Annotated in this window: 10 protein-coding genes; 9 read left to right on the plus strand and 1 reads right to left on the minus strand. The window is 60.7% G+C overall.

What is annotated here, in order from left to right:
* Positions 1 to 96: 96 nt before the first annotated feature.
* From bioF to ACKUG4_RS20295, 5 genes are all read left to right on the plus strand, one after another.
* Positions 97 to 1,275, plus strand: a complete 1,179-nt coding sequence (gene bioF, locus ACKUG4_RS20275; protein ID WP_445434695.1) for an 8-amino-7-oxononanoate synthase — start codon at positions 97 to 99, stop codon at positions 1,273 to 1,275.
* Positions 1,268 to 1,999 carry an alpha/beta fold hydrolase gene (locus ACKUG4_RS20280; protein ID WP_064599891.1) on the plus strand — a complete coding sequence of 244 codons (732 nt, stop codon included), beginning with the start codon at positions 1,268 to 1,270 and terminating at the stop codon, positions 1,997 to 1,999. The genes bioF and ACKUG4_RS20280 overlap by 8 nt, the downstream gene beginning before the upstream one ends.
* Positions 1,992 to 2,798: a malonyl-ACP O-methyltransferase BioC gene (gene bioC / locus ACKUG4_RS20285; RefSeq protein ID WP_445434696.1), complete on the plus strand. Its 807-nt coding sequence runs from the start codon at positions 1,992 to 1,994 to the stop codon at positions 2,796 to 2,798. The genes ACKUG4_RS20280 and bioC overlap by 8 nt, the downstream gene beginning before the upstream one ends.
* The gene (gene bioD, locus ACKUG4_RS20290; RefSeq protein ID WP_007959854.1) at positions 2,795 to 3,475 is read left to right on the plus strand and encodes a dethiobiotin synthase; all 681 of its coding nucleotides are present in this window, start codon (positions 2,795 to 2,797) and stop codon (positions 3,473 to 3,475) included. The genes bioC and bioD overlap by 4 nt, the downstream gene beginning before the upstream one ends.
* A gap of 106 nt (positions 3,476 to 3,581) precedes the next feature.
* A complete protein-coding gene (locus ACKUG4_RS20295) occupies positions 3,582 to 3,878 on the plus strand; it encodes a pyrroloquinoline quinone biosynthesis protein PqqE (RefSeq protein ID WP_445434697.1) in 297 nt (98 codons plus the stop codon).
* A 61-nt stretch (positions 3,879 to 3,939) separates the two neighbouring features.
* Here the strand turns inward: ACKUG4_RS20295 and ACKUG4_RS20300 are convergent, their stop codons facing one another.
* Entirely contained in the window at positions 3,940 to 5,178 is a 1,239-nt protein-coding gene (locus ACKUG4_RS20300) for a hypothetical protein (protein ID WP_445434698.1), read from the minus strand.
* Between the two features lie 304 nt (positions 5,179 to 5,482).
* Here ACKUG4_RS20300 and ACKUG4_RS20305 point away from each other — a divergent pair, with 304 nt between their 5' ends.
* The 4 genes from ACKUG4_RS20305 to ACKUG4_RS20320 all read left to right on the plus strand — a co-directional run bounded on the left by ACKUG4_RS20305 (position 5,483) and on the right by ACKUG4_RS20320 (position 13,050).
* Positions 5,483 to 7,288, plus strand: a complete 1,806-nt coding sequence (locus tag ACKUG4_RS20305) for a phenylacyl-CoA dehydrogenase (RefSeq protein ID WP_445434699.1) — start codon at positions 5,483 to 5,485, stop codon at positions 7,286 to 7,288.
* A 260-nt stretch (positions 7,289 to 7,548) separates the two neighbouring features.
* A complete protein-coding gene (locus ACKUG4_RS20310) occupies positions 7,549 to 9,663 on the plus strand; it encodes a cytochrome-c peroxidase (protein ID WP_445434700.1) in 2,115 nt (704 codons plus the stop codon).
* Between the two features lie 210 nt (positions 9,664 to 9,873).
* Positions 9,874 to 11,163 carry a GGDEF domain-containing protein gene (locus tag ACKUG4_RS20315; protein ID WP_064380305.1) on the plus strand — a complete coding sequence of 430 codons (1,290 nt, stop codon included), beginning with the start codon at positions 9,874 to 9,876 and terminating at the stop codon, positions 11,161 to 11,163.
* Positions 11,164 to 11,253: 90 nt separating this feature from the next.
* Positions 11,254 to 13,050: an acyl-CoA dehydrogenase C-terminal domain-containing protein gene (locus ACKUG4_RS20320; protein ID WP_236187440.1), complete on the plus strand. Its 1,797-nt coding sequence runs from the start codon at positions 11,254 to 11,256 to the stop codon at positions 13,048 to 13,050.
* Positions 13,051 to 13,196 lie beyond the last annotated feature (146 nt).

Genomic DNA, 13,196 nt, shown 5'->3' on the forward strand with positions numbered 1-13,196 from the left:
ACTGATGTTGAATGTGGCGCCGCCATCGCTGGCAAGCCAGCTCCCACAAGGTCGGTGTCCATCCTGATTCATGTGATTTGACTGTTCGAGGCTTGCATGTCTTTCGATCTCGCCGCACGCCTTGCTGCCCGTCGTGCCGAAAATCTCTACCGCCAGCGACCGCTGCTTGAAAGCCCGCAAGGGCCGCAAGTGGTGGTCGACGGTCAGCCGTTGCTGGCGTTCTGCAACAACGATTACCTGGGCCTGGCCAACCATCCGCAAGTGATCGAAGCCTGGCGCGCCGGTGCCTCGAAGTGGGGCATCGGTGGCGGTGCTTCGCATCTGGTGATCGGCCACAGCGGCCCGCATCACGAATTGGAAGAAGCCCTGGCTGACCTCACCGGACGGCCGCGTGCGCTGTTGTTCACCACCGGTTACATGGCTAACCTCGGCGCGGTCACGGCGCTGGTCGGGCAGGGCGACACGGTGCTGGAAGACCGGCTCAACCATGCCTCGTTACTGGATGCCGGATTGTTGTCCGGCGCGCGCTTCAATCGTTATCTGCACAACGACGCCGACAGCCTCGCCAAGCGCCTGGAGAAAGCCACCGGCAATACACTGGTAGTCACTGACGGCGTGTTCAGCATGGACGGCGACCTTGCCGATCTGCCGGCGCTGGCCCGGGAAGCCAAGGCCAAAGGCGCGTGGCTGATGGTCGATGACGCTCACGGTTTCGGCCCGCTGGGGGCGAACGGTGGCGGGATCGTCGAGCATTTCGGCTTGAGCCAGGAGGATGTGCCGGTACTGGTCGGCACCCTCGGCAAAGCGTTCGGCACGGCGGGTGCGTTCGTCGCGGGCAGTGAAGAGCTGATCGAAAGTCTGATCCAGTTCGCCCGCCCGTACATCTACACCACCAGCCAGCCGCCGGCGCTGGCCTGCGCAACGTTGAAAAGTCTGGAACTGCTGCGCAGCGAACACTGGCGTCGCGAGCATTTGCAGACGCTGATCCGCCAGTTCCGCCACGGCGCTGAGCAGATCGGTCTGGAGCTGATGGACAGCTTCACGCCGATCCAGCCGATCCTGATCGGCGATGCCGGTCGCGCCGTGCGTCTATCGCAGATGCTGCGCGAGCGTGGGTTGATGGTCACCGCAATCCGGCCGCCGACCGTGCCTGCCGGCAGTGCGCGGTTGCGGGTCACGCTGACCGCCGCCCACAGCGAGGCACAGGTGCAGCTATTGTTAGAAGGACTGGCCGATTGCTTTGCTCAACTGACGTCGGAGCCAAGCCATGCGTGATCGCCTGATTCTGTTACCGGGTTGGGGGCTCGGCGTTTCGCCGCTGGAGCCGCTGGCCGCTGCACTGCGCGGACTCGACGAGCACCTGCAGGTCGACATCGAGCCGCTGCCGGAGCTGGACTCCAGCGATCTGAACGACTGGCTCGACGAGCTCGATGAGCGCGTCCCCGAAGATGCCTGGCTCGGCGGCTGGTCACTGGGCGGCATGCTCGCGTCCGAGCTGGCGGCCCGGCGTGGCGAACATTGCTGCGGCTTGCTGACCCTGGCGAGCAATCCTTCGTTTGTCGCCCATGAACAATGGCCGAGCGCGATGCCCGGCGAGACCTTCGATGCGTTTCTGGCCGGCTGCAGCGCCGACCCGCGCACGACCCTCAAGCGATTCTCGCTGCTGTGCGCCCAGGGCGCGCAAGACGCGCGCGGCTTGTCGCGGCTCTTGCTCGGCGGCGCGCCGAATACCTCGCCGGCCGCTTTGATGGCCGGTCTGGAGTTGTTGGCGCAGATCGATACGCGGGAAGCGTTGCAGGCGTTTCGTGGCCCGCAATTGCATCTGTTTGGCGGGCTGGACGGGCTGGTGCCGGCGGAGGCCGCGGGCGAGTTGTTCGCCTTGCTGGCAGATGTCGAAGTTGGTCTGATCGAGCAGGCCAGCCATGCGTTTCTTCTGGAAGACCCCCACGGTGTGGCGGGTGCGATCCAGGCGTTTTTGAGTGAGTGCGGTGATGACTGATTTGTCTGTTGCGGCGTTGCCCGGCGGCTTGCCTGACAAGCGCCAGGTCGCAGCTTCTTTTTCTCGCGCAGCGGCCAGCTACGACAGCGTCGCCGAGTTGCAGCGCGATGTCGGTACGCAGTTGATGAATCGCTTGCCGGTGGATTTTCGGCCGGCACGCTGGCTGGATCTGGGCTGCGGCACCGGGTATTTCACCCGGGTACTGGCCGAGCGATTTGGTGAGGGGCTGGCGCTGGATATCGCCGAGGGCATGCTCAATCACGCGCGGCCGTTGGGCGGGGCCACACACTTCATTGCTGGCGATGCCGAACGTTTGCCGTTGCAGGATTCGACGTGTGATCTGATCTTCTCCAGCCTCGCCGTGCAGTGGTGCGCAGACTTCGAAGCGGTGCTCGGCGAAGCGTTTCGGGTGCTGAAACCGGGGGGGATTTTCGCGTTTGCTAGTCTTTGTGTAGGGACGCTGTACGAATTGCGCGACAGCTGGCGTCAGGTCGATGGCCTGGTGCACGTCAACCGCTTCCGCGAGTTCGCCCGCTATGAGCAATTGTGCGCGGCCAGTGGTTTGCGTACGGCCAGTCTGGAGAATCGGCCGCATGTGCTGCATTACCCGGATGTGCGCAGCCTGACCCACGAACTCAAGGCACTGGGCGCGCATAACCTGAACCCTGGCCGGCCGGGTGGATTGACCGGGCGGGCGCGGATTCTGGGGCTGGTCGAGGCTTACGAGCAGTTCCGTCAGCCTCAAGGGCTGCCAGCGACCTATCAGGTGGTCTACGCCGTGTTGGAGAAACCCTTATGAGCGCAGCCTATTTCATCACCGGAACCGACACTGACGTCGGCAAGACCACCGTTGCCGCCGGGTTGCTGCACGCTGCGCGGTCGGCAGGATTGAGCACGGCAGCGGGCAAACCGGTGGCGTCCGGTTGTGTGGTGACGCCCAGAGGTTTGCGCAATTCCGACGCGCTGGCGTTGCAGGCCGAATGCTCCTTGCCGCTGACCTATCAACAGGTCAACCCGGTGGCGTTCGAGCCGGCCATCGCGCCGCATCTGGCAGCGCGTGAGGCGGGTGTGGCGCTGACCGTGCAATCGTTGCTGGCGCCGATGCGCGAGATTCTGGCCATGAACGCCGACTTCACGCTGATCGAAGGCGCGGGCGGTTGGCGGGTGCCGTTGGCGGATCAGGACAATCTGTCGGATCTGGCGATTGCGCTGAAGCTGCCGGTGATTCTGGTGGTCGGTGTGCGCCTGGGTTGCATCAGCCACGCGCTGTTGACTGCCGAGGCAATTGCCCGGGACGGGCTGCAACTGGCGGGATGGGTGGCGAACATCATTGATCCGAAGACTTCGCGGCTGGAGGAAAACCTGGCGACACTGGCTGAGCGGATTCCGGCACCCTGCCTGGGGCGGGTGCCGAAACTCAAGGCGGTTAGCGCCGAAGCGGTTGCCGATCACTTGCAACTGGATCTGCTCGACTGATTTTGGCTATGGCAAGGCACTGTGCCATTAGTGTTTTTGACGGGTGTTTTTCTGGTGTGTCTGGTTCAATGGCGACCATTGATCCTTTGCAGGGATGAGAGTGACTATGGAAATTTCCGGCAACACCGCTTTCTATGCGGGGCTGAGTTCGATTCAGTCCGGGCAGAATCGCGTCGATCAGGCTGCCAGCCAGATCGCCAACAACACCATCGAACGATCGGTCACCAGCCAGTCTTCGCAAGTGCAGGTCAATCGCCTGCGCGGTGTGGACCGCGCGCAGGAGTCGGATCTGACGAGCAATATCGTCGAGCTGTCGCAGGGCAAGATCCAGGCAGAGCTGGGTGTGAAGGTGGCCAAGGCCTCCGATGAAGTATTGGGCACCTTGATCGATACCTACGCCTGAACGGTCAGGAGAGCGCCGGTGAGCGAGCCCCGGCGCACTTCGGCATTGATGTCAGCGCTTGTCAGGAACCGAGGAAACCGCAGATGCGTGGAGAGCCAAATTTATCGCTACTACTCCCGGCCACGACCACCCGACCTTTGGGTTGAATCACCACGTCAATGCAATCGCCTACCCTGTACCCACTCCAGAAAGGTTCAATGACCCCGTTTTCACTGAATCGTTGATATTCCACCATCCAGGTGTGGGCCAGTAGGGAACTACCCACCGTGACGATTTTCTGGTCTGGTTGAACGGCGATTGAATTGAAACTGATTCTGTCCTCGGAGCGCGAAATCAGTAGCGGTTTACCTGAATTGAATGCAGGGTCCAGCGCTTCGCCGTTGGCCTCGAGCCGGGTAAGCAGCCCGCGTTCCCTCTTATTGGCATCACGGCCGACGCCTGCGACCAGGATTTTATCGTCGTTCTGTATGACGATCCGGCTGACAAGGCTTACAGTGAACGTGTTGGGCTCTTGTTTTTCGGGCAGCGGCTCTTCCGCCAGTTCGATATCGGCATAACCGCCCCGACCGAAAGTGAGGTCCAAAGTCCCGGTGGTGTGGTAGCGTGCTACCCTTCTGAGTAAATTCACGTGCTGATGGCCCGCCACCACGATCTTCCCGTCAGCCTGCGTCGCAACATTGCAGACGTTACTCGGGAAACCCTGCAGATTGATATCGATGAACCCGGCACCGTCGCCAAAAGTTTCGTCCGGTTGGCCGCTGTTTTGTAGCCGATACAATCTGTTCAGCGGACTTGAGCTAATAATTTGGAAGTTTGCGGCAATGAGGATTTTTCCATCCTTTTGCAGGCACCCATCTACTAGTTTGACTCTGACCCAATTGATATCTGTTTCTGCGTCAATCGACATGACCCGATTTCCAAACACGAGGTCCGGGCTACCGTTCTGATTGAAGCGGGTGACAGCGGGCCGGGTCAAGTTGTTCTTGAAGGATTCCCCGATCACGATGATTTTTCCGCTGCCTTCTTCCAGCAGAAGGCGCGTAGGGCGCGTTTCATCGTATTGATCATATTGCCAGGTCGTTTCCTGGAATGACTCGTCCCTGGCCCCATCGACAAGGTAGCGAGCCAGTCGCATTTTTTTATCAATCGCGTAAGCCACATAAAGATTACCGTCCTTGTCAGACGCAATTGCGTTGGCAGTGCCTCTTCCTCCAATGGAAATAGCACCGTCGTCGCCAAAGCTGCGGTCGGGAAAACCTGCTGTCCTGGGCAGATTGCTGTTATCTGATTGCTGGTTCATAGCGCTTCACTCCAAACATGCGGTTGAACAATTCGTCCGCTGCTCTGCACCTTCATTTCATAGAAGCGCCGTTTTTTGCGCACCTGTCAGAAATGACAGTTCTTTGTTCATTGCGAGCCAAATGACTGACCTTGGCGGCCAGCCCTCAGCAGGCGCGCGCCTGGAGGGAACATCATGACGAACGGCAAAAGATCGACGCTTGACAAGATTTCGGCGTAAACGTATGTTTCAAACAACTGTTTGACCGTCATAACAAATCAACGCGGTCGTTCATTCCCGGTTACATCAGCAGAGGTTTATCGCTATGCCTGACTACAAGGCCCCCTTGCGTGATATTCGCTTCGTTCGTGACGAACTGCTCGGCTATGAAGCGCACTATCAGAGCCTTCCAGCGTGTGCAGAAGCAACGCCGGACATGGTTGACGCCATTCTCGAAGAGGGCGCCAAGTTTTGTGAGCAGGTGCTGGCACCGCTGAACCGCGTGGGTGACACCGAAGGCTGCACCTGGAGCGAGTCCGGCGTGAAAACCCCGACCGGCTTCAAAGAGGCCTACAAGCAATTCGTCGAAGGCGGCTGGCCGAGCCTCGCCCATGACGTCGAGCACGGCGGTCAGGGTCTGCCTGAGTCGCTGGGTCTGGCTGTCAGCGAGATGGTCGGCGAAGCCAACTGGTCGTGGGGCATGTACCCGGGCCTGTCGCACGGCGCGATGAACACCATCTCCGAGCACGGCACCCCAGAGCAGCAAGAAGCCTATCTGACCAAACTGGTCTCCGGCGAATGGACCGGCACCATGTGCCTGACCGAACCGCACTGCGGCACCGACCTGGGCATGCTGCGCACCAAGGCCGAACCTCAGGCCGACGGTTCCTACAAGGTTTCCGGCACCAAGATCTTCATCTCGGCCGGTGAACACGACATGGCCGACAACATCGTCCACATCGTACTGGCCCGCCTGCCGGACGCACCGGCCGGCACCAAGGGCATCTCGCTGTTCATCGTTCCCAAGTTCCTGCCGAACGCCGACGGCACCGTCGGTGCACGCAACGCCGTGACCTGCGGTTCGATCGAACACAAGATGGGCATCCACGGCAACGCGACCTGCGTGATGAACTTCGACGGCGCGACCGGTTTCCTGATCGGCCCGGCGAACAAGGGTCTGAACTGCATGTTCACCTTCATGAACACCGCACGTCTGGGCACCGCGCTGCAAGGTCTGGCTCACGCCGAAATCGGCTTCCAGGGCGGCCTGAAATACGCTCGCGATCGCCTGCAGATGCGTTCCCTGACTGGCCCGAAAGCGCCGGACAAGGCCGCTGACCCGATCATCGTTCACCCAGACGTACGCCGCATGCTGTTGACCATGAAGGCATTCGCCGAAGGCAACCGTGCGATGGTGTACTTCACCGCCAAACAGGTCGACATCGTCAAATACGGCGTGGACGAAGAAGAGAAGAAGAAAGCCGACGCATTGCTGGCCTTCATGACTCCGATCGCCAAAGCGTTCATGACCGAAGTCGGTTTCGAATCCGCCAACCACGGCGTACAGATCTACGGCGGCCACGGCTTCATCGCCGAGTGGGGCATGGAGCAGAACGTTCGCGACAGCCGCATCTCGATGCTGTACGAAGGCACCACCGGCATCCAGGCACTAGACCTGCTGGGCCGTAAAGTGCTGATGACTCAAGGCGAGGCGCTCAAAGGCTTCACCAAGATCGTCCACAAGTTCTGCCAGAACAACGAAGGCAACGAAGCTGTTAAAGAATTCGTCGCACCGTTGGCTGCACTGAACAAAGAGTGGGGCGAACTGACCATGAAGGTCGGTATGGCCGCCATGAAAGATCGCGAAGAAGTCGGCGCGGCCTCCGTGGACTACCTGATGTACTCCGGTTACGCCTGCCTGGCCTACTTCTGGGCTGACATGGCGCGTCTGGCTGCTGAAAAACTGGCTGCCGGCACCAGCGACGAGGCGTTCTACACCGCCAAGCTGCAAACCGCGCGCTTCTACTTCCAGCGCATCCTGCCGCGTACCCGTACGCACGTGGCCACCGTGCTGTCGGGCGCCAACAACCTGATGGACATGAAGGAAGAAGATTTCGCACTGGGCTACTAAGCCTTAACGCGGTCTTTCAAAAAACCGCTGCTCCCTCGGGGGCAGCGGTTTTTTTGTGCCCGGATTTCCCCAATCCCGGGGCTGATTCCCCAGCATTGATGAAGCCACTGCTCGGCCGAATCCCTGCGCTTATTGATTCAAAATGTTTCCAGAAGAATGGCCAATTAATTGCACTGCCCGATTTACCGGTGCTAACCAGAACTGCCTGCTCAAAGAAGCAAGACGCCCGGCACTTAACAACAACAGTCAGGGTGAAGCCTATGAACATCAGTCGACTCGCTCGTTTGACCTTCTGGTTACCCATCGCGCTATCAGTCCACAGCGCATGGGCCGCCGACCCCGCCGAAGTCGATCCTCCAGTGCCGGAGGTTCCCTCGCTGCAATCGTTACGCGGGATAGTGCCCCCTGATCCGTCCGGAACCGAAGGCGGACGCAAGGTCGACCTGATGACCGACTACGTGCTCAATCGCCAGGCTGCGATCCTGCTGGGCAAGGCGCTCTTCTGGGACATGGAGATCGGCAGCGATGGCTCCACGGCCTGCGCGTCCTGCCACTACCACGCCGGCGTGGATCACCGCATCACCAACCAACTCAACCCCGGCCAGGCGCACACCAACGCCAACGTCGCGTCGATCTTCAACAAACCGTTTGTGGCGTCGGACATTCCCGGTGACGTGGCGTCCTACGCGACATTGTCCGGTGGCAAGGGCGGCCCGAACTACACGCTGAAGAAAACCGACTTCCCCACCCACGTGCTGAGCAATCCGTTGGAGCGCAACTCGCCCATCGTGTACTCGACGGACGATGTGGTCGGCTCGCAAGGCGTGTTTGACGCCAACTTCGTCAAGCCCAATCAGCCGCGTTTCGATAAATGTACCCAGCAGCCGGACGGCCTGTTTCAGGTCGGCGGCATCAACGTTCGCCGCAGCACCGGACGCAACGCGCCGTCGGTAATCAACGCCGCGTTCAACGTGCGCAACTTCTGGGACGGTCGGGCCAACAACGTGTTCAACGGCTTCTCGCCGTTCGGTAATCGCGATCCGGATGCCGGGATCTACGTGACCAGCGAACGCAGCACGGTCGCGACCAAAGTGCGGCTGGCGCTCAACGATGCGTCTGCCGCCTCGCAAGCCGTCGGCCCGCCCGGCAGTCCGGTGGAAATGTCCTGCGGTGGCCGTACGTTTGCCGACATTGGCCGCAGGATGCTCGACACGTTGATGCTCAAGCAGCAGCGGATTTCGTCTACCGACTCGGTGCTGGCCCCGGTATCTGGCGCGCGGCGGCCGACCTATCGCGAGCTGATCAAGAACGCCTTCCAGCCCCGGCTGTGGAACGCCACGCAAAACGTTCTGGTGGGCGGCGCGCCGTATACCCAGATGGAGGCCAACTTCCCGCTGTTCTTCGGCCTGGCGATCCAGATGTATGAGGCCACGCTGGTGTCCGATCAGGCGCCGATCGATGCCTATTTGCAAGGCGATCACACGGCGATGAACGCGCAACAGGTGGAGGGCATGAACCTGTTTCTCGGCAAGGGCAAATGCGTCAATTGCCACGGCGGTCCGGAGCTGACCAACGCCGCCAGCCGCCTGCTGATGCATCCGCGTGAACGCATCGAGCGCATGGTAATGGCCGACAACCTGACCACTCTTTACGACAACGGCTTCTACAACACCGGTGTGCGCCCGACCTCGGAAGACCTGGCCCTCGGCGGCGCGGATGCCTGGGGCAATCCATGGTCGTTCACCCGGCAGTACAACAGCGTGTTGCAGGGCGGTCGCTCGGTCGATCCGCTGGATGTCGATGTCTGTACGTTCGAAGCGCCGTTGAGTGCGGCGATCCCATGCGATGCCACGCTCAAGCCGAACATCGGTTTCCGCGACTCGGTCGACGGCGCGTTCAAGACGCCGACCCTGCGCAACATCGCCCTGACCGGCCCGTACTTCCACAACGGCAGCCGCTCGACGCTCAAGCAGGTGATGGAGTTCTACAACCGTGGCGGTGACCGGCGCGGCGAGGACGCCAACAACACCAGCGGTTTCGAGCATCCGGCGGTGAATCAGCACAACACCTCCAATCTCGACCCGGACATGACAGCGCTGAACCTGACGCCCGATGAAATCGACGCGCTGGTGAAATTCATGGAGGTCGGCCTGACCGATCCGCGCGTGGCGTGGGAGCGCGCACCGTTCGATCATCCGTCGCTGGTGATTCCGCAGGGCCACATCGGCGATGAAAACGCCGTGACCCAGCGTCCGGCCAGTCCGAAAGTCACGACCCGTCAGGCGATGGACGCATCGCTCTATCTCAAGCCTTACGGTGCTGAAGGCCGGCCGGCGGCGGAGGGGGCATTGCAGCCGTTCTACAACGATCTCTGAGCAGAAAAACACACCATGGCCATCAAGAATGATGGCCATGGTGGCCGTCTAGCAGCCATTGCGCAAAAAACCTTACTAAATCCCTCAGTAACTTCAGATTTCGGCCGTTAAAGAGACAGCCTGTGATCTGGATCACATTATGTGTGCTTAACTGGCCACATTGCAGGCACAATGCCATCTCTTTGCCATGACGGGTCGGAGCTTTTACCCTTGCCGCGTTCTTCCGCTGTACGTTTCAGTCATTTCCTGCCTTCACTGCTGTTGTTGCTCGCGGGGTTGGCGGCTGCGTACGTCAAAGACCTCAACGTATTCTTCACCTCGCTGTTTAACGTATTGCCAACCTTGGTGCTGCTGTTGGGCGGTTCGTACTGTGCGGTTTACCGACGCCAGCGCGAGCTGTTTCTGATGGTCACGGTGTACATCGCCTACTTCCTGCTCGATACCCAGACCGACTATTACCGCGACAACGGCAAGGTGCGCGAAGACGCGGCTGTGGTGTTCCATCTGGTCTGTCTGCTGTTGCCCTTGCTGTTCGGTCTGTTCGCCGCGTGGCAGGAACGCACGCACCTGTTTCAGGACATGGTCGCGCGCTTTGCCGTGCTGCTGGCCTTTGGCAGCGTGGCGCTGGGGCTTGAGCAAAGCTACCCGCAGGCCTTGCTGATGTGGCTTTCCGAGATCCGTTGGCCAGCGCTGCACGGCGCGTGGATGAGCCTGATCCAGTTGTCGTATCCGGTGTTCATCTCGGCGTTTCTGCTTCTGGCCTGGCAATACTGGCGCAACCCGCGTCCGCTGCACGCGGCGCAACTGGTGGGGTTGCTCGGGGTGTTCTGGATGCTGCCGAAAACCTTCATCCTGCCATTCACCCTGAACATCATGTGCAGCCAGGTGATGCTGATGATTGCTGCAGCGGTAGCGCACGAGGCGTACCAAATGGCCTTCCGCGACGAGCTCACCGGCCTGCCCGGCCGCCGCGCACTAAACGAGCGCATGCAGCGTCTGGGTCGCAACTATGTGCTGGCGATGAGCGACGTCGATCACTTCAAGAAATTCAACGACACCCACGGCCACGACGTTGGGGATCAGGTCTTGCGTCTGGTCGCCAGCAAGCTGTCCAAAATCAGCGGCGGCGGTAGGGCATATCGCTATGGCGGTGAGGAATTCGCCCTGGTGTTTGCGGGTAAGACTCTTGAAGAGTGCATGCCGCACCTGGAAGTCATTCGCGAGTCGATTGCGTCCTACAACATTCAGCTGCGTAATCAGGAAAGCCGCCCGCAGGATGATCAGCAGGGCCGCCAGCGGCGTTCGGGTTCGGGCGCGTCCAGCGTGTCGGTCACGGTCAGCATCGGCGTGGCCGAACGTCTGGAACAGCGCACTCCGGAAGAGGTACTGAAATCCGCCGACCAGGCGCTCTACAGCGCCAAGGGCGCAGGCCGTAACTGCGTGATGGCGTTCGGGCAGAACCGCCGTGGCGCGGTGCGCATGGACAGCGCCGCAGGTTGAGTGATGACGGCGCATTCAGCGTCTGGACAGTGATTGTGGGGCAGGGTGGCCGGCAGTAGGTTGAAGCAATCTGCTGAAGGAGAAGCCACCATGCCCGAGTACAAAGCTCCCTTGCGCGACATGCGCTTTCTGATCGACCACGTCTTTGACTTCCACACTCAGTACGCGGCCCTCGGCGCCCACGACGCCAGCCCGGACATGATCAACGCGATCCTCGACGAGGGCGCGAAGTTCTGTGAGAACGTTCTGGCACCGCTCAATCGCAGCGGTGACGAAGAAGGCTGCCATTTCGACAACGGCGTGGTGACAACGCCTACAGGCTTCAAGCAAGCCTTCGCACAATACGTGGAAGGTGGCTGGCACGGTCTGGCGGCAGATCCGACCTACGGCGGCCAGGGCCTGCCAAGCTCGTTGGGGCTGGTGATCAGCGAAATGGTCGCCTCCAGCAACACTTCGTGGGGCATGTACCCGGGCCTGACCCACGGCGCCATGTCGGCGATCCATGCCCACGGCACCGAGGAACAGAAAAACACCTATCTGCGCAAACTCACCGCCGGCCAGTGGACCGGCACCATGTGCCTGACCGAAGCCCATTGCGGCACCGACCTGGGCATCATCAAGACCCGCGCGGTGCCTCAGGCCGACGGCAGTTATGCAGTGACCGGCAGCAAGATTTTCATCTCCGCCGGCGAGCACGACATGAGCGACAACATCATTCATCTGGTGCTGGCCAAACTGCCGGACGCACCGGCCGGGACCAAAGGGATTTCGCTGTTCATCGTGCCGAAATTTCTCCCGGACGCATCCGGTGAGGCGGGCGAGCGCAACGGCGTTTCCTGCGGCTCGATTGAGCACAAGATGGGCATCAAGGCCTCGGCCACCTGCGTGCTGAACTTTGACGACGCCAAAGGCTTCCTGATCGGCGAGCCGAACAAGGGCCTGAACTGCATGTTCACCATGATGAACCACGCGCGTCTCGGCACCGGAATGCAGGGCCTGTGTCTGGGCGAGGCAAGCTTCCAGGGCGCAATCAAATACGCCAACGATCGCTTGCAGATGCGTGCCCTGACCGGCGCCAAAGCTCCGGACAAACCCGCCGACCCGATCATCGTCCACCCGGACGTGCGGCGCATGCTGCTGACCATGAAAGCTTTCAACGAAGGCAACCGCGCGCTGACCTATTTCACCGCGCAAATGCTCGATGTTGCGCACCTGAGCCCGGACGCCGAGGCGCGTCAGGAAGCCGAAGACCTGTTGGCGTTCCTGACGCCGATCTGCAAGGCGTTCATGACCGACACCGGCCTGGAGGTGACCAACCACGGCATGCAGGTGTTCGGCGGTCACGGATTTATCCGCGAGTGGGGCATGGAGCAACTGGTTCGCGATTGCCGGATCGCGCCGATCTACGAGGGCACCAACGGCATTCAGGCGCTGGATCTGCTCGGGCGCAAGGTGCTCGGCAGCCAGGGCAAGCTGCTGCGAAACTTCACCAAAATCGTCCACAAGTTCTGCGCGGCCAATGCCGGGCATGCGCAACTGGGTGAATTTGTCGCGCAGCTTGATGGCCTCAACCAGCAGTGGGGCGAGCTGACCATGAAGGTCGGTATGGCCGCGATGAAGAACCCGGATGAAGTCGGCGCCGCGTCGGTGGATTACCTGATGTACAGCGGTTACATCGTTCTCGGCTATCTGTGGCTGCGCATGGCGCTGGTCGCTCAGGCGCAGCTGGAGTCGGGCGAGGGTGATGGCGATTTCTGCCAGGGCAAACTGGCGACGTGCGAGTTTTACTTCAAGCGTCTGTTGCCGCGCACCGCGGCGCATCGTGCGGCGATCGAGGCGGGCAGCGATTGCCTGATGAAGCTGCCGGCCCAGTTGTTTGCGCTGTAACGCGCGCCTGTTAAACAAAAGAGCCCGCTGATTGCGGGCTTCTTTATGCTGGATGGCTGGTGACTAAAAATAACAAAACAGTCACTGCCTGACCCTATGTGTCGCAAAAGTTGTTGGGTTACACTCCAGCTCAACGAAAACACCCT

The sequence above is a fragment of the Candidatus Pseudomonas auctus genome, assembly GCF_048654275.1.
Classification (GTDB): Bacteria; Pseudomonadota; Gammaproteobacteria; order Pseudomonadales; family Pseudomonadaceae; genus Aquipseudomonas; species Aquipseudomonas pharyngis.

What these genes read in the sequence shown, in the direction of transcription:
- bioF (WP_445434695.1), top strand. Translation starts at nt 97, where the DNA reads ATGTCTTTCGATCTCGCCGCACGCCTTGCTGCCCGTCGTGCCGAAAAT.
- ACKUG4_RS20280 (WP_064599891.1), top strand. Translation starts at nt 1,268, where the DNA reads ATGCGTGATCGCCTGATTCTGTTACCGGGTTGGGGGCTCGGCGTTTCG.
- bioC (WP_445434696.1), top strand. Translation starts at nt 1,992, where the DNA reads ATGACTGATTTGTCTGTTGCGGCGTTGCCCGGCGGCTTGCCTGACAAG.
- bioD (WP_007959854.1), top strand. Translation starts at nt 2,795, where the DNA reads ATGAGCGCAGCCTATTTCATCACCGGAACCGACACTGACGTCGGCAAG.
- ACKUG4_RS20295 (WP_445434697.1), top strand. Translation starts at nt 3,582, where the DNA reads ATGGAAATTTCCGGCAACACCGCTTTCTATGCGGGGCTGAGTTCGATT.
- ACKUG4_RS20300 (WP_445434698.1), bottom strand. Translation starts at nt 5,178, where the DNA reads ATGAACCAGCAATCAGATAACAGCAATCTGCCCAGGACAGCAGGTTTT.
- ACKUG4_RS20305 (WP_445434699.1), top strand. Translation starts at nt 5,483, where the DNA reads ATGCCTGACTACAAGGCCCCCTTGCGTGATATTCGCTTCGTTCGTGAC.
- ACKUG4_RS20310 (WP_445434700.1), top strand. Translation starts at nt 7,549, where the DNA reads ATGAACATCAGTCGACTCGCTCGTTTGACCTTCTGGTTACCCATCGCG.
- ACKUG4_RS20320 (WP_236187440.1), top strand. Translation starts at nt 11,254, where the DNA reads ATGCCCGAGTACAAAGCTCCCTTGCGCGACATGCGCTTTCTGATCGAC.